Here is a 21,031-nt window from a genome sequence, read left to right as displayed (position 1 = left end):
AATGATGCCCCATTTGGTGCGTTGATACATTAGTGATAAAATTCTTTTTTAGTTCAATTTAAATACGAATGAGATTTTCATGTCTGATAATAAGAAGAGACCAAATCCGGTGGATGTACATGTTGGCGCAAGGATTCGATTGCGTCGCAATATGATCGGTTTGAGCCAGGAAAAGCTTGGCGACAGCCTCGGAATAACCTTTCAGCAAATCCAGAAGTACGAGAAGGGGATGAACCGCGTCGGTGCCAGCAGGTTGCAGGCGATCGGCAATGTTCTCAACGTTCCCGTAACGTTTTTCTTCGACGACATGCCCGGGCAGGATGACAAGCCCAAGGGGTTCGACGAGGAGAGCGAGACGACCTATGTGGTCGGTCTGCTGAACAGTTCCGAAGGGATTCAGCTTGCGCGGGCCTTTGCCAAGATCACCGATGCCAAGGTCAGGCGCAAAATTCTCGATCTCGTGCGTACACTCGGCCTAGAGGAAGATTGATTTCATCGACGCATTACGCCTTTTGGGGGCGGGAGGGGGCGGGAAAAAAATTCCCGGTCCCCCGAATGTTTGAAAATGAAAGCAATTGACTGATCCACTTTGGCTTGGCAAAGACTATGCGGCCCAGACTGGACTTGGTCTGGTGGGCTTTCGTTTGCTTTCAAGAGGGGTTCCCCGTGACACGCAGTTCTTATCTTTTTACCAGTGAGTCCGTATCGGAAGGACATCCAGACAAGGTCTGTGACCGCATCTCCGACGAAATCGTCGACATGATCTATAAAGAGGCAAAGAAGACGGGCGTTGACCCGTGGACTGTGCGAATTGCTTGCGAGACCCTGGCAACCACCAATCGCGTGGTCATTGCCGGTGAAGTACGTGTTCCGGACACGCTGTTGAAGAAAGACAAGAGCGGCGTAGTGGTAAAGGACGCCAAGGGGCATCCAGTCATCAATCCTTCCCGCTTCCGCGCTGCGGCACGCCGCGCCATCCGCGATATCGGCTACGAGCAGGACGGCTTCAACTGGAGGACGGCCAAGATTGACGTCCTCCTGCATCCGCAGTCGGCCGACATTGCCCAGGGCGTCGACAATGCATCCGACCGCCAGGGCGAAGAGGGCGCCGGCGACCAGGGCATCATGTTCGGCTACGCCTGCCGCGAGACCCCTGACCTGATGCCGGCTCCGATCTATTATTCCCACAAGATCCTCGAGATTCTTGCCGCTGCACGTCATAAGGGTGAAGGCGATGCCGCCAAGCTCGGCCCGGATGCGAAAAGCCAGGTGACCGTGCGTTATGTCGACGGCGTTGCCGCCGAGACGACGCAGATCGTGCTTTCGACCCAGCATCTGGATGAAAGCTGGGACTCGAAAAAGGTTCGCAAGGTCGTCGAGCCCTATATCCGTGAAGCGCTGGGTGATCTCAAGATCGCCGACGATTGCGCCTGGTACATCAACCCGACGGGCAAGTTCGTCATCGGCGGTCCCGATGGCGACGCTGGCCTGACCGGCCGCAAGATCATCGTCGACACCTATGGCGGTGCTGCGCCGCATGGCGGCGGCGCTTTCTCGGGCAAGGACACGACCAAGGTCGACCGTTCCGCTGCCTATGCAGCCCGCTATCTTGCCAAGAATGTCGTAGCCGCCGGCTTTGCCGATCGCTGCACTATCCAGCTTTCCTACGCCATCGGCGTGGCGCAGCCGCTGTCGATCTATGTCGATTTGCACGGCACGGGCAAGGTAAAGGAAGATGCGGTTGAGGAAGCGCTGCGCAAGGTCATGGACCTTTCGCCATCGGGTATCCGCAAGCACCTCGACCTTAACAAGCCGATCTATGCCAAGACCTCGGCCTACGGTCATTTCGGTCGCAAGCCCGGCCGCGATGGGTCCTTCTCGTGGGAGAAGACCGATCTCGCCAAGCAATTGAAGTCAGCACTGGCCGTCTGAGCGGCCAGCATTGCCTACCATGACCGAGCCAAGGCGAGAACGTTCAACTGAGGCATTCTTCGGCAGAAGAGCCGGCAAGACGCTTCGCCCGATGCAGCGAGCCATTCGCGACGAGTTGCTGCCGCTCCTGAAACTCGATCTTGGTTCACCTGCACCTGACGACCTCCGCACGCTGTTTACTGCGGAGGTCGACGCAGTGCGGATGGAAATCGGCTTCGGGGGCGGCGAACATCTGCTGCACGAAGCAGCACGGCATCCGAAGGCCGGATTCATCGGCGTCGAGCCCTTCGTCAACAGTATGGCGAAGCTGGTGGTCGATCTGCATGACGAGCCGTTGCGGAACATCCGCCTCTATGATGACGACGCGACGCAAGTGCTCGACTGGCTGCCGGAAGCCTCGCTCGACGGCATAGACCTCTTCTACCCCGATCCGTGGCCGAAGAAGAAACACTGGAAGCGGCGTTTCGTCAGCCAGAAAAACCTCGACCGCTTTGCCCGGGTCCTGAAGCCCGGCAGCAAATTCCGCTTCGCCTCCGACATAGATACCTACGTCAATTGGACATTGCAGCATTGCCGGGCCCATGGCGGGTTCGATTGGCAGGCTGAAAACGCGGCCGACTGGCATACGCCCTACGAGGCCTGGCCGGGCACACGTTACGAGCAGAAGGCGCATCGCGAGGGCCGGATCGGCGCCTATCTGACATTCGTCAGGGTCTAGAGCAGGTCCTGAACGGTTCTGTTAAGGCAAGAAACGCTGTGATCGGCCGACCGGCCGCCATTTCGCGTGACAGCTTCCTGACAGTTTTCTAGTATCATTTCGACGGTGAGGAGACCGCTGGGAGGCTGTCAGCTTTTATTGTTGAGCGTTTGGATTTGACTGACCGTCAATTCAGAGGCTCGATTGTCGATCTTCCCGCGACCTCGAAATCGATAGGCGCAGATGGCTGATGGCCGTCATGGGAGGAACTTTATAATGCGTAAGATATTGCTCGCTTTTGTTGCAGCCGGGGCGCTGGCGCTTTCCGGTCAGGCCTTTGCGGCCGACTACAAGATCATGGCACCGGCAGCGCCGGGCGGCGGCTGGGACCAGACCGCGCGCACCTTGCAGACGGCCCTTCAGGACGAGAAGATTTCCGGCAGCGTTCAGGTCGTGAACGTCCCGGGCGCGGGCGGCACGATTGGCCTCGCACAGTTCGCAAATTCCGCCAAGGGTGATCCTTCGCAGCTGATCGTCGGCGGCTACGTCATGGTCGGCGCGATTCTCACCAATGCATCGCCCGTTACGCTCGATCAGGTGACGCCAATCGCCCGCCTGACCGGCGAATATGAGGCGCTGGTTGTGCCGGCGGCATCGCCCATCAAGTCGATGGCTGATCTCGTTGCCAAGCTCAAGGCTGACCCCGGCTCAGTATCATGGGGCGGTGGCTCGGCCGGCGGTACCGACCACATCACCGCAGGCCTCATTGCCAAGGCGGCCGGCGTCGATCCGACCAAGGTCAACTACATCGCATTCTCCGGTGGCGGTGAAGCCTTGGCAGCTATTCTTGGCGGCCAGGTGACCGTTGGTATTTCCGGCTACGGCGAATTTGAATCGCAGATCAAGGCGGGTCAGCTGCGCATCATCGGCATTTCCAGCGAACAGAAGGTCGAAGGCATCGATGCGCCGACCTTCAAGGAAGGCGGCGTCGACGTCGCGATCCAGAACTGGCGCATGGTCGCCGCAGCTCCCGGCATCTCGGCCGAGCAGGAAGCTGCGATCAATGCCGATATCGAAAAGCTGGTAAAGTCGGAGACCTGGCAGGAGCAGCTGAAGGCCAAGGGCTGGGCTGACACCTATCTCGCCGGTGACGCATTCAAGGCGCAGCTGGCGAAGGATACCGAGGCAACCTCCACGATCCTGAAAGACATTGGTCTCGTCAAATGACGCAACAGCCACCGAGCACCGAAACGCGCCGCCCTGACCGGGCGGCGCTGGTTATCGCAGCCGTTCTGGCAATCATTGCGGCTGTGATCGTCTACAGCACCGCCACTGCCCGTGGCGGCAGCGCGACCCGGATAGGTCCCGGAGCATTTCCCTATGCAATCGCCGCGTGCCTCTTCGTTTTGGCGATCTGGACGGCGTTTGAAGCGGTTCGCGGTGATTTTCCCGAACGGGAAGAACAACAGATTGGCCCGATCGTCTGGATCGTTGGCGGCCTCGCGGCGCAGATGCTGCTCCTTCACATTGCCGGATTTGCCATTGCGACAGGCCTGCTCTTTGCAGCGACTGCGCGGGGATTCGGACGTGGACCGCTCTGGCTCACGATTCCTATCGGCATTGTTCTGTCTTTCGTTATCTGGGTCATCTTCGCCAAGGGACTTCAATTGTCGCTGCCCGCGGGACCCCTTGAACGCCTCATTTAGAAGCAGGTTCGGCTATGGATAGTTTCACTCTTCTGGCAAATGGTTTCGCCGTTGCCCTGCAGCCGCTCAATCTGCTCTATGCGTTGATTGGCGTAACACTCGGCACTGCCGTCGGCGTTCTTCCCGGCATCGGACCGGCGCTTACCGTGGCGCTTCTCCTTCCCGTTACCTACAAGCTCGATCCAGCCGGCTCGCTGATCATGTTCGCCGGCATCTACTATGGCGGCATGTACGGTGGTTCGACGACGTCGATCCTCCTGAATACGCCCGGCGAAAGCGCCTCGATCGTCACTGCGCTCGAGGGCAACAAGATGGCGCGGGCCGGGCGCGGTGGTCCGGCGCTGGCGACAGCTGCTATCGGTTCGTTCGTTGCCGGCTTCATAGCGACGATGGCGCTGGCGCTGATTGCGCCGACCATTGTCAAGTTCGCGCTTTCGTTCGGCCCCGCCGAATATTTTGCCCTGATGATCCTTGCCTTCATGACCGTCTCGGCCGCGTTCGGCGATTCGACGTTGCGCGGCTTGACGGCACTGTTCCTCGGCCTTGCGATGGGACTTGTCGGCATCGACCTGCAAACCGGGCAGGCGCGTCTCGCCTTCGGCATTCCGGATCTTCTCGACGGCATCGAGGTGACGACACTCGCGGTCGCGCTTTTTGCCATCGGCGAAACCCTGGCCGTTGCCGCCTCGCGCACCACCGCTGAAGAGAAGATCGAGCCGGTCAAGGGCTCGGTGTGGATGAGCCGCGAGGATTGGTCGCGTTCGTGGAAACCATGGCTGCGCGGAACCGCCATCGGCTTCCCGATTGGCGCCATGCCAGCCGGCGGTGCCGAGATCGGCACATTCCTGTCCTATTCGGTGGAAAAACAGCTGGCAAAACGGCCGGAGGAGTTTGGCAAGGGCGCTATTGAAGGCGTGGCCGGTCCGGAGGCCGCCAATAATGCATCCGCCGCCGGTACGCTCGTACCACTTCTGACACTCGGCCTGCCGACCAGCGCGACGGCGGCGATCATGCTCGCCGGCTTCCAGCAGTTCGGCTTGCAGCCAGGGCCGCTCTTGTTTGCGAACAATCCGCAGATCGTCTGGGGTTTGATTGCGAGCCTGCTCGTTGCCAACTTCATGCTGCTCGTCTTGAACCTGCCGCTTGTTGGGCTGTGGGTACGATTGCTGTCGATCCCGCGGCATTGGCTCTATGCCGGCATCCTGGTCTTCGCGACGCTTGGTACGATTGGGGCAAACCCATCGACCTTCGAGCTCGGCATGCTCCTGGCTTTCGGCGTGCTCGGCTATGTGCTGCGTCTCTTCGGCTATCCGATCGCGCCAGTCGTCGTCGGGCTAATCCTCGGACCGATGGCCGAGCAGCAGCTTCGCCGCGCTCTTGCCATCAGCCAGGGCGATCCGACGGTGCTCGTGCACTCGCCGATCGCGGTGATCCTGCTGCTGCTCGCTGTCTGCGCCGTCGTGGTGCCGCTCATCATGCGGGCACGCGGCAAAGGCAAGGTCCTGTCGGCCCTCGCGGCTAACGAGGACTGATCAGCGTCATCGATGATCCGCCGGGACTGTTAGTTCCGGTGGATCGCGTTGAACTGAACCGGATCGATGCCGAGCGCACGCAGATCCGAGGCGGCCGGCTGGTAGCCGGTGCGCGTGGCCGATGCCACGGCAACAGCGCTGCCCCATACGTTGAAGAAGCGGCCGATCCTGCTGGTTTGATTTTTCCTGGTCATTTTTTCCATCCTTCTCGCATCCATGCTGCGATGCCACAAAGATAGGATCGCTGAGCCGTCACCGTTAGGCCCGATGCTGCAAGGCAGCCATGCGCAAATGCATTGCAATGCACGCTGCCGTGTACCAGGAGATGAAATGCGTCTCGGCGCTTGAAACCTTAACGGCAATTCGGTATATAGAAGTCATATTCTTGGTCGATAGAACAGGAGTGGGTCCAGACCGGTCCCGCTCTTTTTTGTTTCTTAAGGCCGAAACAAGGAACATTTCTGCGTGACTGAAAGCGCCAATACACAACAGGAAGCAGCCGCAAGCGGCGCGACCGACGAGCGGATCATTACCGAAACCGGGGTTGATGCGCGTGTCGCCGGTATCATCGAGCCGGTCCTGACTTCGATAGGCTTCCGGCTGGTCCGGGTCCGGCTGACGGGCCTTAACGGCTTGACCCTGCAGATCATGACCGAGCGCAATGACGGCACCATGACCGTCGAGGATTGCGAACTGGTCAGCCGCACCTTGTCGCCGGTGCTCGATGTCGAGGATCCGATCGATCGCCACTACCATCTCGAGGTTTCATCGCCCGGCATCGATCGCCCGCTGGTCCGCAAGTCGGATTTCACCACCTGGGCCGGTCATATCGTCAAGGTCGATACCTCAGCGGTCCACCAGGGGCGTAAGAAGTTTCGCGGCCGCATCGCTGCAGTATCTGATGAAGCGGTTACCGTCGAAAGCGATCAGGCAAGCTATGGCGACAGTCCAGTGGTCGAAATCCCGTTCGAATTGATCGCGGATGCGCGGCTGGTATTGACCGACGACCTTATCCGCGACGCGCTGCGGCGTGACAAGGATCTGCGCGAAGGCCGCATCGCGGATGACGACGCGGACGCGGCTGAAGCGAGCGATGAGACGCCCGCCGCCGACCAGGAACAAACAAAGAAGAATTGATCTTTCATACGCCAGCGGGAGAAGCGCGGCGGTGAACCCAAGGAGAAGAAAATGGCAGTCAGTGCTAACAGGCTAGAACTTCTGCAGATCGCTGACGCGGTAGCGCGCGAGAAGTCGATTGACCGCGAGATCGTCATTGCGGCAATGGCCGATGCCATCCAGAAGGCCGCCCGCTCGCGTTATGGCCAGGAAACCAACATCCGCGCCGACATCAACGCCAAAACCGGCGAAATCAAGCTGCAGCGCCTTCTTGAAGTGGTCGATGCGGTAGAAGACCCGGTCACCCAGATCGGCATGGATGCCGCGCGCGACCGCAATCCCGATGCGCAGGTCGGCGATTTCCTCGCCGATCAGCTGCCGCCCATGGATTTCGGCCGTATTGCCGCCCAGTCCGCCAAGCAGGTCATCGTGCAAAAGGTTCGCGAAGCCGAGCGCGATCGTCAGTATGACGAGTATAAGGATCGTGTCGGCGAAATCATCAACGGCAGCGTCAAGCGCGTCGAATACGGCAATGTGATCGTCGACCTCGGCCGCGGTGAAGCTATCATCCGCCGCGACGAACTCATCCCCCGCGAGACCTTCCGCTATGGCGACCGCGTCCGCGCTTATGTCTACGACGTGCGCCGCGAACAGCGCGGCCCGCAGATCTTCCTGAGCCGCACGCATCCGCAATTCATGGCAAAGCTTTTCACCATGGAAGTGCCGGAAATCTATGACGGCATCATCGAAATCAAGTCGGTTGCCCGTGATCCGGGTTCGCGCGCCAAGATCGCCGTGATCTCGCGCGATTCGTCCATCGACCCCGTCGGCGCTTGCGTCGGCATGCGCGGTTCGCGCGTTCAGGCGGTCGTCGGCGAGTTGCAGGGCGAGAAGATCGACATCATTCCGTGGTCGCCGGAGCCTGCATCCTTCATCGTCAACGCGCTGCAGCCGGCCGAAGTCGCCAAGGTTGTTCTCGATGAAGATGCCGAACGTATTGAAGTTGTGGTCCCGGATGACCAACTATCACTTGCGATCGGTCGTCGTGGCCAGAACGTCCGCCTTGCTTCACAGCTGACAGGCTGGGATATCGACATCCTCACCGAGCAGGAAGAATCCGAGCGCCGCCAGAAGGAATTCGTCGAACGTTCGAACCTCTTCATGGAGGCGCTGGACGTCGATGAAATGGTCGGCCAGGTTCTTGCTTCCGAGGGCTTTGCCAGCGTCGAGGAAATTGCCTACGTCGATAGCGACGACATTTCCTCCATCGACGGCTTCGACGAGGAAACGGCGGCTGAAATCCAGCAGCGCGCCCAGGAATACCTTGCCCGCATCGAAGAAGAGCGGGATGTGCGCCGCAAGGAACTCGGTGTTTCCGACGAATTGCGCGATCTGCCGGGAATGACGAATGCCATTCTCGTTGCGGTCGGTGAAGACGGCGTCAAGACGGTCGAGGATTTCGCAGGCTATGCGGTCGACGAACTCACCGGCTGGCGCGAACGCAAGGATGGCGAAACGGTCAACTACCCCGGCATCCTGTCGCAGTTTGATGTCAGCCGCGCTGATGCGGAACAAATGGTCCTCGCCGCGCGTCTGAAGGCAGGCTGGATCACGGAAGAGGACCTTGCTGTGGAAGAGGCGGCGGAAGCCACCTCCGACGAAGAGGTTGCCGGCTGACCTTCGATCCCGAAAAGTTGCATGACTATTCGGGAAGGGTCATGCGGGATTATCGAAGGGCGATTGAGGCGTGGAACCGGAAATGAACGACAGGACGTGCATCGTCACGCGTGACAGCGGTTCTGTCGACGACATGATCCGGTTTGTCGCCGGCCCTGACGGAACGGTTGTGCCGGATCTGAAGCGCAGCCTTCCCGGCCGGGGATGCTGGGTGAAGGCCGAGCGGCGCTATTTGGATGAAGCGGTCAAGCGCAAGCTGTTTCCGCGCGCATTGAAGGGTGCCGTCGTCGTCCCCGACGATTTCGGAGCGGTCGTTGATCGAATGCTCGCAAAATCCGCGCTGGGAAGTTTTGGGTTGGCGCGCAAGGCCGGGGTTGTGGTAACAGGGGCGGCAAAAGTCGACGCCGCCATCCGCAACGGTACTGCCGCACTCGTTCTTCATGCCCATGAAGCGGCGGAAGATGGTGTTCGCAAGCTTGACCAGGCCCGCCGTTCGGTAGTTTATGCGGGCGGACCGGAAATACCCGCTCTTTCATTGTTCGAAAGCAGTGAAATGGATTTGGCATTGGGCGGGGTAAATGTGATACATGCTGCCGTACTCAAGGGAATGGCAGCTGCCGGGTTCGTTAAGCGGGCCTGGTTGCTTCAGCATTTTCGCGGTGGCCCCGAGGATCAGGCCATCGCAAAAACGGCATTTGCCGCGAAGGAAACGGAAACGGAATGAGCGATACGAAATCGACAGACGACAAGACGCTTGGCGTCAATAAGAAAACCCTGACCCTGAAGCGGCCCGGCGTTGAACAGAGCACGGTGCGCCAGAACTTCAGCCATGGGCGGACGAAGTCTGTTGTGGTTGAAACCAAGAAGCGCAAGTTTAATCTTCCGGATCACAAGCCGGAGGTCGCGCCTCCTGCTGCCGCCGCGCCGGCGCCTGCACCTTCGCCCGCACCGGCCCAGGTTCGCCCGGCCGTTCAGCCTGCGGCAGCGCCGGTGAGCGCGCCCGCGGCTGCACCGCGTCCAGCAGCGACGGCAACTGCCGCGCCGGTCGCTCAGCCCGCCGCGCGCCCGGCCCAGCCGCAGCAGCGTCCTTCCGGCCAGCAGCAGCCGTACCGTCCCGCCGGCCAGCGTCCGAACGACCGTTCCGGCATGGTGCTGAACACGCTCTCGAGCGCCGAGCTCGAAGCGCGTCGCAAGGCGCTCGAAGGTTCGAAGGCGCGTGACGCCGAAGATCGCGCCAAAGCTGCGCTCGAAGCCACACGCCGTGCGGAAGAAGATGCATTGCGCGCCAAGGAGCGTGAGGAATCCGCCCGCCGCCAGGCCGAGGAAGAAGAGCGCCTGCGCCGCGAGGCCGAAGCCAAGCAGAAGGCCGAGGAAGAATCGCGCAAGCGCCAGCCCGAGCTCAAGACCGCCGACGATTCGGCGCTGAAGGCTCCGGCGCGCAAGACCAATGCTACCGAGGAAGAAGACGATCGCCGTGGACCAGCAGGTGCCCGCCGCGGTACCAGCGCCGTGCCGGCCAAGCCCGAAGTGCGCGCGCCGAAGGTTGTTCGGGGTGAAGACGAACGCCGTCGCGGCAAGCTGACACTGGGCGCTGCCCTTGATGATGAAGGCGGCCGCAACCGTTCTCTCTCGGCGATGCGTCGCCGTCAGGAGAAGTTCAAGCGCGGGATGCAACAGGAAACGCGTGAGAAGATCGCGCGTGAAGTCATTCTGCCTGAAACGATCACCATTCAGGAACTTGCCCAGCGCATGGCCGAGCGGTCGGTCGACGTCATCAAGTTCCTGATGAAGGAAGGCCAGATGATGAAGCCGGGCGATCTGATCGATGCCGATACGGCACAGCTCATCGCCGAGGAATTCGGCCACACGGTCCGCCGCGTTGCCGAGTCCGATGTCGAAGAGGGCATCTTCAACGTTGAGGATGACGCCGCAGCACTGGAGCCACGTCCGCCGGTCGTCACCATCATGGGTCACGTCGACCACGGCAAGACCTCGCTGCTCGATGCCATCCGCCATGCCAACGTCGTCTCCGGCGAAGCCGGAGGCATCACCCAGCATATCGGCGCATACCAGGTCGAGCAGAACGGCCAGAAGATCACCTTTATCGATACGCCCGGCCACGCCGCCTTCACGGCAATGCGAGCCCGCGGTGCTCAGGCGACGGACATTGCGATCCTCGTCGTCGCAGCCGACGACAGCGTCATGCCGCAGACGATCGAATCGATCAACCACGCCAAGGCGGCCGGTGTTCCGATCATCGTGGCGATAAACAAGATCGACAAGCCTTCCGCTGATCCGCAGAAGGTTCGCAACGGCCTGCTGCAACACGAGGTTTTCGTGGAATCGATGGGCGGTGAAACGCTTGACGTGGAAGTGTCGGCAAAGACCGGCGCCGGTCTCGAAAAGCTGCTTGAAGCCATCCTGCTCCAGGCGGAAATTCTCGACCTGAGGGCCGATCCGCACCGGACCGCCGAGGGCGTGGTCATTGAAGCCAAGCTCGAGCGCGGCCGTGGCTCGGTTGCCACCGTGCTCGTCCAGAAGGGTACCTTGCATCCTGGCGACATCATTGTTGCTGGCAGCGAGTGGGGCCGCGTTCGCGCGTTGGTCAATGATCGCGGCGAGAACATGAAGGAAGCAGGCCCGGCAACACCGGTGGAAGTCCTCGGTCTGCAGGGTCCGCCCCAGGCAGGCGATCGCTTCGCGGTTGTCGAGAACGAAGCCAAGGCACGCGAAATCTCTGAATACCGTACGCGCCTTGCCCGTGAAAAGGCAGTGGCCAAGCAGGCAGGTTCGCGCGGCTCGCTCGAGCAGATGATGAGCCAGTTGCAGGTGTCCGGCCAGAAGGAGTTCCCGCTCCTGATCAAGGGCGACGTGCAGGGCTCGATCGAAGCCATTTCCGGCGCGCTGGATAAGCTCGGGACCGACGAAGTGCGGGCCCGGATCATCCATTCTGGCGCTGGCGGCATCACGGAAAGCGACATCGCGCTTGCCGAGGCTTCCAATGCTGCGATCATCGGCTTCAACGTGCGTGCCAACAAGCAGGCACGTGACCTTGCCGAGCGCGAAGGCATCGAAATCCGCTACTACAACATCATCTACGATCTCGTGGACGATGTGAAAGCAGCCATGTCGGGACTTCTGTCGCCAGAACGGCGCGAGACCTTCCTCGGCAACGCGGAGATTCTCGAGGTCTTCAACATCACCAAGGTCGGCAAGGTTGCCGGTTGCCGTGTTACGGAAGGCAAGGTCGAACGTGGTGCAGGCGTACGCCTCATCCGCGACAACGTTGTCATCCACGAAGGCAAGCTCAAGACGCTCAAGCGCTTCAAGGACGAAGTTTCCGAAGTGCCGGCGGGCCAGGAATGCGGTATGGCATTCGAAAACTACGACGACATTCGCGCAGGCGATACGATCGAAGCTTTCCGCGTCGAGCACGTCACCCGCACGCTGTAAAAGCGTCTCTGTTAAGATCGATGGGACCGCCGGAATGAAAGCCGGCGGTCCGTTATCGTTATTTGGATAAGATCGTTATGTCTCGTTTTGCATCATCGGGTCCCTCACAACGCCAGTTGCGCGTCAGCGAGCAGGTGCGCCACGCAGTTGCGCAGGTGCTCCAGCGTGGCGAGGTTCGTGATCCGACGCTCGAAAATGCCGTTGTTGCCGTCTCGGAAGTGCGCATGTCGCCGGACTTGAAGATCGCGACGTGTTTCGTCTCGCCGGTCGGCGCCACCGACAGCGAAGGCGTTATCACGGCGCTCAACAAGAGCGCCAAGTTCATTCGCGGACGCGCCGCGCCGTACCTCAAGCAGATGAAATACATGCCGGAGTTCCGCTTCCGCATCGACACCAGCTTCGATAATTACGCGAAGATCGATGCGCTTTTGCGCAAGCCGGAAGTAACCCGCGACCTTCACGCCGATGATGACGATGATGGCGGCGAGCCCAATCCCGGCGATGTTCCCGGACACGACGGTAACGACTAAGATGGCAAGACAGCGCAAGAAGAAGGGCCGCCCGGTTTCCGGCTGGCTGGTATTCGACAAGCCAAAAGGCATGGGTTCGACCGAAGCCGTCTCCAAGATCAAATGGCTTTTCAAGGCGGAAAAGGCCGGACACGCCGGAACGCTTGATCCGCTTGCCTCCGGTATGCTGCCCATTGCCCTTGGTGAAGCGACAAAGACCGTTCCCTATGTTATGGACGGAACCAAGATGTATCGCTTCACGGTCACCTGGGGTGCAGAACGCACGACCGACGACCTTGAAGGCGAAGTGACGCTGACGTCGGCCGATCGTCCGGACGAGGCCGCGATCAAGGCGATCCTGCCCAAATATACCGGCGTGATCGAGCAGGTCCCGCCAAAGTTCTCGGCAATCAAGATCGCTGGCGAACGTGCCTATGACCTTGCCCGCGGCGGCGAGGAAATTGAAATACCCGCCCGCGAAGTCGAGATCGACCGGCTCGAACTCATAGAGCGGCCCGACGATTCCACGGCAATATTCGAAGTCGAGTGCGGCAAGGGCACCTATGTGCGCTCGCTCGCACGCGACATGGGACGCGATCTTGGCTGCTATGGCCATATTGCGGACCTGCGCCGCATCGAAGTCGCGCCGTTCGACGAACAGGATTTCGTGACCTTGGCCGAACTTGAGGCGGCGCACCCGCCTGTACCCGAAGGCGAAGAGGCCGGCGAGCAATCCTATCAGGCAATCGCCGAGCGCTTTGCCGTGATGGATGCCTTCCTCATCGAGACAGGCGCTGCGCTCGACTGCCTGCCGCAGGTGGCGGTTTCCGACGATCAGGCGCACCGCATCCGCATGGGCAATCCAGTTATACTGCGCGGCCGCGACGCGCCGGTAGAGGCTGACGAAGCTTGTGTCACGAGCCGCGGCAAGCTGCTTGCGATCGGTTTCATCGAGCAGGGCCAGTTCAAGCCGAAGCGGGTGTTTACGGCTTAGCTTCTGGGTTTCGGGTGAGAATCATTTGCGGCTGGTAATTTGCCGCGTTTTCGACTATACGGCCCCCAGCGACAAGCATTGCTCTCGCTTTAACCGGCCCCCGCTGGACGACATCCCGGCCGTGGGCATCCTGTTTTTCCCTTCCAAAGAAAGGATATACGATGTCGATTACCGCTGAACGCAAGCAGGCAGTGATCTCCGAATATGCAACCAAGCCAGGCGATACCGGTTCTCCGGAAGTCCAGGTTGCTGTGCTGACGGAGCGCATTGTCAATTTGACCGACCATTTCAAGGACCACAAGAAGGATAACCATTCCCGCCGTGGTCTGCTCAAGCTGGTCTCGACGCGCCGCAGCCTTCTCGATTATCTCAAGAAGGTTGATGAGACGCGCTACCAGACGCTGATCGGAAAGCTCGGCCTGCGCCGCTAACAGACTGGACCGGCGGTCGCTCCTTGCGCCGCCGGTTCTTTTCATCCCTCGCGGGTGAAACTACCATGAGACAGATCATGGGGCAGGATTGCTGGCAACTCGGCTTGGGGAGTTGCACGTTGTCTTGCCCGTGATTGGTCTGAAACGAAACGGAAGATCATCGCGGCACCAAAGGGTGCGCGTTGCCTTCCAATGAAGGACAAGACATGTTTAATCAACACAAGGTTGAAATCGAATGGGGCGGTCGTCCGCTCATTCTTGAAACCGGCAAGATCGCCCGTCAGGCTGACGGCGCGGTGCTCGCCACCTATGGCGAGACCGTGGTCCTTGCCACCGTCGTTTCCGCCAAGGAACCGAAGCCGGGCCAGGATTTCTTCCCGCTGACGGTCAACTACCAGGAAAAGACCTATGCCGCCGGCAAGATCCCGGGCGGCTATTTCAAGCGCGAAGGCCGCCCGAGCGAGAACGAAACGCTTGTTTCGCGTCTCATCGACCGCCCGATCCGCCCGCTCTTTGCCGATGGCTACAAGAACGACACGCAGGTCGTCCTCACCGTCATCCAGCATGACCTCGAAAACAATCCCGACATCGTCTCGATGATCGGCGCTTCGGCAGCTCTTACGCTTTCCGGCGTTCCCTTCATGGGCCCGATCGGCGGTGCACGCGTCGGCTATATCGGCGGCGAGTACAAGCTGAACCCGACGGTCGATGAAATGGTCGAATCCAAACTCGACCTCGTCGTTGCCGGCACAGGCGATGCGGTTCTGATGGTTGAATCGGAAGCGCAGGAACTCGGCGAAGACGTCATGCTCGGCGCAGTCATGTTCGGTCATCGCAGCTTCCAGCCGGTGATCGACGCGATCATCAAGCTGGCTGAAGTTGCTGCGAAGGAGCCGCGCGATTTCGTCTCCGAAGACCTTTCGGCCGTAGAAGCCGCCGTTCTGAAAGTCGCCGAAGACGATCTGCGCGCCGCCTACAAGATCACCGACAAGCAGCAGCGTTATTCAGCCGTCGATGCCGCCAAGACCAAGGTCAAGGCGCATTTCTTCCCGGAAGGCGTCGAGGAGCCCGAATTTTCGGCTGAAGAGATTGCGACTGTCTTCAAGTCGGTTCAGGCCAAGATCGTTCGCTGGAACATCCTCGACACGGGCAGCCGTATCGATGGCCGCGATCTGAAGACCGTTCGTCCGATCGTCTCAGAAGTCGGTATCCTGCCGCGCACACATGGTTCGGCCCTGTTCACCCGTGGTGAGACCCAGGCCATCGTCGTTGCCACGCTCGGCACCGGCGAAGACGAACAGTATGTCGACTCGCTGACCGGCATGTACAAAGAAACCTTCATGCTCCATTACAATTTCCCGCCTTATTCGGTCGGTGAAACGGGACGCATGGGTTCGCCCGGCCGTCGTGAAATCGGCCATGGCAAGCTTGCCTGGCGTGCCATCCATCCGGTGCTCCCGGCCAAGGAACAGTTCCCCTACACTCTGCGCACCGTTTCCGAGATCACGGAATCCAACGGTTCCTCGTCGATGGCAACGGTTTGCGGCACGTCGCTGGCCTTGATGGATGCAGGCGTTCCGCTGCTTCGTCCGGTTGCAGGTATTGCCATGGGCCTGATCCTCGAAGGCGAGAAGTTCGCAGTTCTCTCCGATATCCTTGGTGACGAAGATCATCTTGGCGACATGGACTTCAAGGTCGCCGGCACGGAAGGTGGCATCACCGCCCTGCAGATGGACATCAAGATCGACGGCATCACCGAAGAGATCATGAAGGTTGCCCTGGCTCAGGCCAAGGACGGCCGCGTCCACATCCTCGGCGAAATGGCGAAAGCCATTACCGAAGGCCGTTCGGAACTTGGCGAGTTCGCGCCGCGCATCGAAGTCATGAACATCCCGACCGACAAGATTCGTGATGTCATCGGCTCCGGCGGCAAGGTCATTCGCGAAATCGTCGAAAAGACCGGCGCGAAGATCAACATCGAAGATGACGGTACGGTCAAGATAGCATCGTCCTCGGCCAAGGAAATCGAAGCCGCGCGCAAGTGGATCCATTCGATCGTTGCTGAACCGGAAGTCGGCGAAATCTACGAGGGCACGGTCGTCAAGACCGCTGACTTCGGCGCCTTCGTCAACTTCTTCGGCCCGCGCGATGGCCTGGTCCATATCTCCCAGCTCGCTTCCGAGCGCGTTGCCAAGACCTCAGATGTGGTCAAGGAAGGCCAGAAGGTCTGGGTCAAGCTCATGGGCTTTGACGAGCGCGGCAAGGTTCGCCTCTCGATGAAGGTCGTCGATCAGGAAACCGGCAAGGAAATCGTTCAGGAAAAGAAGCCTGCGGAAGAAGACGCAGAGTAATTTCTCGAGCGAACGCAATTGGAGAGCGCGCCCTTGTGGCGCGCTTTTTTCTTGAACGACCAGAATGGATAAGGCGATGACCGACGGCGCACTCAAGACGCTTTTTCTACCCTTTGAAAACGAAATCCTGCCGGTTCCCGCGGGTCAACGCTGGCTGTTTCTCGGCGCCGAGGCGAACCGCGACATTGCTCTCGCATGGCGCGATATCCTGACCTGCCTCCAGCCATTCAGGCCGGATTTCATCGATCTTGAAAAGGCCGGGTTCAATACGATTCCGCGCCTTGAGGGCCTGCAGACATTTGATGGTGCGCTGATCCTGATCGGAAAGCACCGCGGCCGCAATGAAGCCTGGCTCGCCCAGGCTTTCACTCACGTCAGGCCCGGAGGCACGATTGTCGTCGCCGGCGACAAGAAGCTGGGTATCGACAGTTGCCGCAGGACGGTCGAGACTTTTGCGCCGGTTATGGACCGGCTGTCCAAGCACCACGCCGTCGCCTTCTGGCTGACGCGCCCCGAAAAGCTGGCTGTCGACAGCGTCGAAGCGCTGAAGCCGCTCCCTGTTCGAGTCGAAGACCGATACACCACAGCGCCGGGCATGTTCTCGCACATGGCAATCGACAAGGGATCGGCGCTTCTTGCAAAGCATTTCGAAGGCCGCATCAGCGGCCACGTTGCGGATTTCGGTGCAGGCTGGGGCTATCTTGCCAGCGAACTTCTCGGTCACACCGAGAAAATGAAGTCGCTGGCGCTTTATGAGGCCGATTTCGAGGCGTTGGAGGCGGCAAGGCAGAATGTGGTCGGGCCGGCCGACATCCCGGTGTCGTTCCATTGGCACGATGTCAACCGTGAAGCAATTGCAGATATCTACGACACCATCGTCATGAACCCGCCCTTCCATGCCGCACGCAGCGCCGATCCGACCATGGGGCAGGGGTTCATCGCGGCGGCGGCCAAGCGATTGAAGCCAGGCGGTCGCCTCCTTCTCGTCGCCAACCGGCAGATGCCCTACGAAGCCGGACTAAAGGCGCTGTTTCGCACGGTGACACCGCTGGAGGACAATGCCGGTTACAAGATCATCGAAGCGAAGAAGTGACATAAAACAAAAAGGCCCGCCAGCGCATCGCCGGCGGGCCTTCGATAAACACTTCAAGCGCTAGATTATTCCTTGTCGTCGTCGGACTTCTTCAGTTCTTCCAGCGTCGGCATCGAGACGATGTTGTAGCCGGAATCGACGTAATGGATTTCGCCGGTCACACCGTTCGAAAGATTCGATAGAAGGTAGAGCGCCGAGCGGCCGACATCCTCGATGTCGACAGTGCGCCGCAGGGGCGCATTGCGCTTCTGGTAAGAGAACATGGCGCGGGCATCGCCGATGCCGGCACCGGCAAGCGTGCGCACAGGACCCGCCGAGATCGCGTTGACGCGAATACCTTCCGGCCCGTAGTCGGCGGCGAGATAGCGCACCATTGCTTCCAGCGCGGCCTTGGCGACGCCCATAACATTGTAGTTGGGCATGACGCGCGTCGAGCCGCCATAGGTCAGCGTCAGAATCGAGCCGCCCTCCTTCATGAGCTTGGAGGCGCGCTGGGCAACTTCGGTGAAGGAATAGGCAGATATGACCATCGTGCGGCTGAAATTGTCGCGCGTCGTCACATCGGCATAGCGTCCCTTGAGCTGCGCCTTGTCGGAAAAGCCGATGGCGTGCACGACGAAATCAAGCGCGCCCCATTCCTTTTCCAGCGTGTCGAATACAGCATCCACCGTGGCGATATCTTCCACATCGCAGGGCAGCAGGAATTTCGATCCAAGCTGTTCCGCCAGCGGCGCGACGCGCTTGCCGAACGCTTCGCCCTGATAGGTAAAGGCAAGCTCGGCGCCATTGGCCGCAAGTTCCTTGGCAATTCCCCAGGCAATGGAATGGCTGTTCGCGACCCCCATGATGAGACCGCGCTTGCCTTTCATCAAATCACCCATGTTCAGAGCCTTTCCTGGCCACGCTGGCCGCATTCTGTTGCTCGGTTGACGAGACGATCCATTCCGGCTCCCCCCTTAACCGTCGTACCGCTGGAACACCAGCGAAGCGTTCGTGCCGCCAAATCCGAAGGAATTGGTGAGAACCGTGTTCAATTTGACATTGTCGATCCGCTTGCGCGCAATAGGCATGTCGCCGAAGGCGGGATCGATCTCCTCGATATTGGCGCTCTCGGCGATGAAGTCGTGGTTCATCATAAGAAGCGAATAGATCGACTCATGCACGCCCGTTGCGCCTTGCGAGTGGCCCGTCAACGACTTCGTCGCTGAGATTGGCGGGCACTGATTGCCGGACCCGAAGACCTCGCGAATGGCCTCGATCTCCTTGAGATCGCCAACCGGCGTCGAGGTGGCGTGCGGATTGATGTAGTCGATCGGTCCTTTGACATTGGCGATCGCCATGCGCATGCACCGGGCTGCGCCTTCGCCGCTTGGCGCGACCATGTCCGCGCCGTCGGAGGTGACACCATAGCCGACGAGTTCGCCATAGATTTTGGCGCCCCGGGCCTTGGCATGTTCGAGTTCTTCGAGAACGAGTACGCCAGCACCGCCGGAGATGACGAAGCCGTCGCGATTTTTGTCATAGGCGCGCGAGGCGACCGCCGGACGATCATTGAACTTCGAGGACATCGCCCCCATGCCGTCGAAGAGGACAGAGAGGGTCCAGTCGAGGTCTTCGCAGCCGCCGGCGAACATCATGTCCTGCTTGCCATACTGGATCATCTCAAACGCATTGCCGACGCAATGGTTGGACGTGGCGCAGGCGGAGGAGATCGAATAGTTGACGCCCTTGATCTTGAACCAGGTGGCGAGTGTTGCCGAAGCTGTCGAAGACATGGCTTTCGGTACGGCGAATGGGCCGACCTTCTTGCTCGATCCGGATTCGATGGTCTTCTCTGCGGCTTCGACGATGGTGCGCGTCGATGAACCGCCGGATCCCATGATGATGCCAGTGCGTTCGTTGGAGATCAGGTCCGCTTCGAGACCGGCATCGGCGATGGCCTGGTCCATGGCGACATGGTTCCACGCCGTCCCGCCTCCATGGAAGCGCATGGCGCGGCGATCGACCAGGGTCGATGGATCGAGTGTCGGAGCGCCATGAACCTGGCTGCGGAATCCATGCTTTGCATATTCTTCGGCAAAGACGATGCCTGACTTTGCAGTCCGCAGGGATTCCAGCACTTCCTGCGTGTTATTGCCGATAGAGGACACGATACCCATGCCCGTCACAACCACTCGCCGCATCGCGATCTCCTTGAAGGTGTTGCGCTGGCTGAAGGCTCAGGCAGCGCTTTCCTTGAACAGGCCAACCCGCAGGTCGGTTGCCTTATAGATAGTTTCGCCGTCGGCCTTTAGCCAGCCATCGGCAATGCCAAGGACGAGACGACCGCGCATGACGCGCTTGAAGTCGATACCATATTCGACAAGTTTGGTCTTTGGTGTGACCATGCCGGTAAATTTGACTTCGCCTGTCGAGAGCGCGCGACCCTTGCCGGGCTCGCCCAGCCAGCCGAGGTAAAAGCCGGTCAATTGCCACATGGCATCGAGGCCGAGACAGCCGGGCATGACTGGATCGCCGATGAAGTGGCAGGGGAAGAACCAGAGGTCTGGTTTGATATCGAACTCAGCGCGGATATAGCCCTTGCCGTTTTCGCCGCCTGTCTCAGAAATCTCAGTGATGCGGTCGAACATCAGCATGGGCGGAGCCGGCAACTGCGCATTGCCCTGACCGAACATCTCTCCGCGGGCACAGGCAAGAAGCTCCTCATACCCGTAGCTTGATTTCTGTTCTGGCATTCTTTCTCCCATCGACTGCTTTTGACGTTGGCGCATGGAAAGCAAGACGCTCCTGCGCATGCGGACCCTATCACAGACTGTTTCCGCCTGAAAACGCTCTCTAGAGCAATCCGAAGTCAAATGGAACCCTTGGCTTCGTTGTGCCTTCGGTGAAATCCTTATGACAGAAGATCGGCCGGAATCCGACATAGACGAATGGCCTAAATGCTGCCTATTGATCGATTTCGCAAGACAGCATATATCAAATAGTGCGCATCAGGGGCACTTTGCCCGTGGTGTGGTTTTGGATGTGGTTAACGGAGTGGCAGACGGGCCATGCATGTTTCTTACGAAATAGAGGCTGATGTTTCCTTGCAGGAGCGCTTGCGCTTTGCTGGTCTGAGGCCGACCCGTCAGCGCATCGCGCTTGCCAGCCTGATCTTCTCGAAGGGCGACAGGCACCTTTCAGCCGAGGAACTGCATGAAGAGGCGCAGGGCGCCAACGTGCCGGTTTCGCTGGCAACCGTCTATAACACCCTGCACCAGTTCACCCAGGCGGGAATGCTGCGCATCCTCGCCGTTGAAGGTGCAAAGACTTATTTCGACACCAATGTTTCGGACCATCATCACTTCTTCGTCGAAGGCGCCAACGAGGTTATCGATATTCCCGATGGTTCGGCGATGGTCGGGCACCTGCCTCCCGTGCCAGAGGGCATGGAAATCGTCAACGTCGATATCGTGATCCGCCTGCGCAAGAAGCGCGGCTAAACGATCTATCAATACACCCTGCGCAGCAGCAGGTCGACGAAAGTGCCGGCCGCCGAGC

Annotated in this window: 20 protein-coding genes; 16 read left to right on the top strand and 4 right to left on the bottom strand. The window is 59.8% G+C overall.

Going from position 1 to position 21,031, the window contains the following annotated elements; genetic code table 11:
• The first annotated feature begins 79 nt into the window (after positions 1-79).
• The 6 genes from BR48_RS0106115 to BR48_RS0106090 all read left to right on the top strand — a co-directional run bounded on the left by BR48_RS0106115 (position 80) and on the right by BR48_RS0106090 (position 5,867).
• Positions 80-490, top strand: coding sequence for a helix-turn-helix domain-containing protein (locus BR48_RS0106115; protein ID WP_027230482.1), 411 nt, complete (start codon positions 80-82; stop codon positions 488-490).
• A gap of 176 nt (positions 491-666) precedes the next feature.
• Positions 667-1,932 carry a methionine adenosyltransferase gene (gene metK / locus BR48_RS0106110; RefSeq protein ID WP_036813956.1) on the top strand — a complete coding sequence of 422 codons (1,266 nt, stop codon included), beginning with the start codon at positions 667-669 and terminating at the stop codon, positions 1,930-1,932.
• A gap of 19 nt (positions 1,933-1,951) precedes the next feature.
• Positions 1,952-2,650: a tRNA (guanine(46)-N(7))-methyltransferase TrmB gene (locus BR48_RS0106105; protein ID WP_027230480.1), complete on the top strand. Its 699-nt coding sequence runs from the start codon at positions 1,952-1,954 to the stop codon at positions 2,648-2,650.
• A 255-nt stretch (positions 2,651-2,905) separates the two neighbouring features.
• Entirely contained in the window at positions 2,906-3,856 is a 951-nt protein-coding gene (locus BR48_RS0106100; protein ID WP_027230479.1) for a tripartite tricarboxylate transporter substrate binding protein, read from the top strand.
• On the top strand, positions 3,853-4,335 hold the full coding sequence (locus BR48_RS0106095) for a tripartite tricarboxylate transporter TctB family protein (RefSeq protein ID WP_027230478.1): 483 nt from the start codon (positions 3,853-3,855) through the stop codon (positions 4,333-4,335). Before BR48_RS0106100 ends, BR48_RS0106095 begins: the two co-directional genes overlap by 4 nt.
• Before the next feature lie 14 nt (positions 4,336-4,349).
• The gene (locus BR48_RS0106090) at positions 4,350-5,867 is read left to right on the top strand and encodes a tripartite tricarboxylate transporter permease (protein WP_027230477.1); all 1,518 of its coding nucleotides are present in this window, start codon (positions 4,350-4,352) and stop codon (positions 5,865-5,867) included.
• A 29-nt stretch (positions 5,868-5,896) separates the two neighbouring features.
• Here BR48_RS0106090 and BR48_RS26435 read toward each other — a convergent pair whose 3' ends face one another.
• Positions 5,897-6,061 carry a hypothetical protein gene (locus BR48_RS26435; RefSeq protein ID WP_172982540.1) on the bottom strand — a complete coding sequence of 55 codons (165 nt, stop codon included), beginning with the start codon at positions 6,059-6,061 and terminating at the stop codon, positions 5,897-5,899.
• A 271-nt stretch (positions 6,062-6,332) separates the two neighbouring features.
• Between BR48_RS26435 and rimP the strand changes: the two genes are divergently transcribed.
• From rimP to BR48_RS0106035, 9 genes are all read left to right on the top strand, one after another.
• Positions 6,333-7,004 (top strand): ribosome maturation factor RimP, encoded by a 672-nt coding sequence (rimP, locus tag BR48_RS0106075; protein ID WP_027230475.1) that lies wholly within the window; start codon positions 6,333-6,335, stop codon positions 7,002-7,004.
• Between the two features lie 51 nt (positions 7,005-7,055).
• On the top strand, positions 7,056-8,660 hold the full coding sequence (gene nusA / locus BR48_RS0106070; protein ID WP_027230474.1) for a transcription termination factor NusA: 1,605 nt from the start codon (positions 7,056-7,058) through the stop codon (positions 8,658-8,660).
• Between the two features lie 82 nt (positions 8,661-8,742).
• Entirely contained in the window at positions 8,743-9,384 is a 642-nt protein-coding gene (locus tag BR48_RS23955) for an RNA-binding protein (RefSeq protein WP_036813405.1), read from the top strand.
• Entirely contained in the window at positions 9,381-12,113 is a 2,733-nt protein-coding gene (gene infB / locus BR48_RS0106060) for a translation initiation factor IF-2 (RefSeq protein WP_027230473.1), read from the top strand. The genes BR48_RS23955 and infB overlap by 4 nt, the downstream gene beginning before the upstream one ends.
• Before the next feature lie 77 nt (positions 12,114-12,190).
• Complete coding sequence (gene rbfA, locus BR48_RS0106055) at positions 12,191-12,643, top strand: 30S ribosome-binding factor RbfA (RefSeq protein ID WP_027230472.1); 453 nt, start codon at positions 12,191-12,193, stop codon at positions 12,641-12,643.
• A 1-nt stretch (position 12,644) separates the two neighbouring features.
• Positions 12,645-13,616 carry a tRNA pseudouridine(55) synthase TruB gene (truB, locus tag BR48_RS0106050; protein ID WP_027230471.1) on the top strand — a complete coding sequence of 324 codons (972 nt, stop codon included), beginning with the start codon at positions 12,645-12,647 and terminating at the stop codon, positions 13,614-13,616.
• A gap of 161 nt (positions 13,617-13,777) precedes the next feature.
• Positions 13,778-14,047 (top strand): 30S ribosomal protein S15, encoded by a 270-nt coding sequence (rpsO, locus tag BR48_RS0106045; protein ID WP_027230470.1) that lies wholly within the window; start codon positions 13,778-13,780, stop codon positions 14,045-14,047.
• Positions 14,048-14,253: 206 nt separating this feature from the next.
• On the top strand, positions 14,254-16,398 hold the full coding sequence (gene pnp / locus BR48_RS0106040) for a polyribonucleotide nucleotidyltransferase (RefSeq protein WP_027230469.1): 2,145 nt from the start codon (positions 14,254-14,256) through the stop codon (positions 16,396-16,398).
• A gap of 76 nt (positions 16,399-16,474) precedes the next feature.
• Positions 16,475-17,491: a class I SAM-dependent methyltransferase gene (locus BR48_RS0106035; RefSeq protein ID WP_027230468.1), complete on the top strand. Its 1,017-nt coding sequence runs from the start codon at positions 16,475-16,477 to the stop codon at positions 17,489-17,491.
• Between the two features lie 65 nt (positions 17,492-17,556).
• On the opposite strand, the gene fabI is transcribed toward BR48_RS0106035, so the two are convergent.
• The 3 genes from fabI to fabA all read right to left on the bottom strand — a co-directional run bounded on the left by fabI (position 17,557) and on the right by fabA (position 20,226).
• Positions 17,557-18,372: an enoyl-ACP reductase FabI gene (gene fabI / locus BR48_RS0106030; RefSeq protein ID WP_027230467.1), complete on the bottom strand. Its 816-nt coding sequence runs from the start codon at positions 18,370-18,372 to the stop codon at positions 17,557-17,559.
• Positions 18,373-18,447: 75 nt separating this feature from the next.
• On the bottom strand, positions 18,448-19,674 hold the full coding sequence (fabB, locus tag BR48_RS0106025) for a beta-ketoacyl-ACP synthase I (protein WP_027230466.1): 1,227 nt from the start codon (positions 19,672-19,674) through the stop codon (positions 18,448-18,450).
• Between the two features lie 36 nt (positions 19,675-19,710).
• Positions 19,711-20,226 carry a 3-hydroxyacyl-[acyl-carrier-protein] dehydratase FabA gene (gene fabA / locus BR48_RS0106020; protein WP_027230465.1) on the bottom strand — a complete coding sequence of 172 codons (516 nt, stop codon included), beginning with the start codon at positions 20,224-20,226 and terminating at the stop codon, positions 19,711-19,713.
• 315 nt (positions 20,227-20,541) lie between these two features.
• Here fabA and irrA point away from each other — a divergent pair, with 315 nt between their 5' ends.
• Positions 20,542-20,973 carry an iron response transcriptional regulator IrrA gene (gene irrA / locus BR48_RS0106015; protein ID WP_027230464.1) on the top strand — a complete coding sequence of 144 codons (432 nt, stop codon included), beginning with the start codon at positions 20,542-20,544 and terminating at the stop codon, positions 20,971-20,973.
• Positions 20,974-21,031: the final 58 nt, after the last annotated feature.

The organism is Phyllobacterium sp. UNC302MFCol5.2, from assembly GCF_000686005.1.
GTDB classification, from domain to species: Bacteria; Pseudomonadota; Alphaproteobacteria; order Rhizobiales; family Rhizobiaceae; genus Phyllobacterium; species Phyllobacterium pellucidum.
This window is presented reverse-complemented; position numbering and strand designations above follow the sequence as displayed.

What these genes read in the sequence shown, in the direction of transcription:
- BR48_RS0106115 (WP_027230482.1), top strand. Translation starts at nt 80, where the DNA reads ATGTCTGATAATAAGAAGAGACCAAATCCGGTGGATGTACATGTTGGC.
- BR48_RS0106105 (WP_027230480.1), top strand. Translation starts at nt 1,952, where the DNA reads ATGACCGAGCCAAGGCGAGAACGTTCAACTGAGGCATTCTTCGGCAGA.
- BR48_RS0106100 (WP_027230479.1), top strand. Translation starts at nt 2,906, where the DNA reads ATGCGTAAGATATTGCTCGCTTTTGTTGCAGCCGGGGCGCTGGCGCTT.
- BR48_RS0106095 (WP_027230478.1), top strand. Translation starts at nt 3,853, where the DNA reads ATGACGCAACAGCCACCGAGCACCGAAACGCGCCGCCCTGACCGGGCG.
- BR48_RS0106090 (WP_027230477.1), top strand. Translation starts at nt 4,350, where the DNA reads ATGGATAGTTTCACTCTTCTGGCAAATGGTTTCGCCGTTGCCCTGCAG.
- BR48_RS26435 (WP_172982540.1), bottom strand. Translation starts at nt 6,061, where the DNA reads ATGACCAGGAAAAATCAAACCAGCAGGATCGGCCGCTTCTTCAACGTA.
- nusA (WP_027230474.1), top strand. Translation starts at nt 7,056, where the DNA reads ATGGCAGTCAGTGCTAACAGGCTAGAACTTCTGCAGATCGCTGACGCG.
- BR48_RS23955 (WP_036813405.1), top strand. Translation starts at nt 8,743, where the DNA reads ATGAACGACAGGACGTGCATCGTCACGCGTGACAGCGGTTCTGTCGAC.
- infB (WP_027230473.1), top strand. Translation starts at nt 9,381, where the DNA reads ATGAGCGATACGAAATCGACAGACGACAAGACGCTTGGCGTCAATAAG.
- rbfA (WP_027230472.1), top strand. Translation starts at nt 12,191, where the DNA reads ATGTCTCGTTTTGCATCATCGGGTCCCTCACAACGCCAGTTGCGCGTC.
- truB (WP_027230471.1), top strand. Translation starts at nt 12,645, where the DNA reads ATGGCAAGACAGCGCAAGAAGAAGGGCCGCCCGGTTTCCGGCTGGCTG.
- rpsO (WP_027230470.1), top strand. Translation starts at nt 13,778, where the DNA reads ATGTCGATTACCGCTGAACGCAAGCAGGCAGTGATCTCCGAATATGCA.
- pnp (WP_027230469.1), top strand. Translation starts at nt 14,254, where the DNA reads ATGTTTAATCAACACAAGGTTGAAATCGAATGGGGCGGTCGTCCGCTC.
- BR48_RS0106035 (WP_027230468.1), top strand. Translation starts at nt 16,475, where the DNA reads ATGACCGACGGCGCACTCAAGACGCTTTTTCTACCCTTTGAAAACGAA.
- fabI (WP_027230467.1), bottom strand. Translation starts at nt 18,372, where the DNA reads ATGGGTGATTTGATGAAAGGCAAGCGCGGTCTCATCATGGGGGTCGCG.
- fabB (WP_027230466.1), bottom strand. Translation starts at nt 19,674, where the DNA reads ATGCGGCGAGTGGTTGTGACGGGCATGGGTATCGTGTCCTCTATCGGC.
- fabA (WP_027230465.1), bottom strand. Translation starts at nt 20,226, where the DNA reads ATGCCAGAACAGAAATCAAGCTACGGGTATGAGGAGCTTCTTGCCTGT.
- irrA (WP_027230464.1), top strand. Translation starts at nt 20,542, where the DNA reads ATGCATGTTTCTTACGAAATAGAGGCTGATGTTTCCTTGCAGGAGCGC.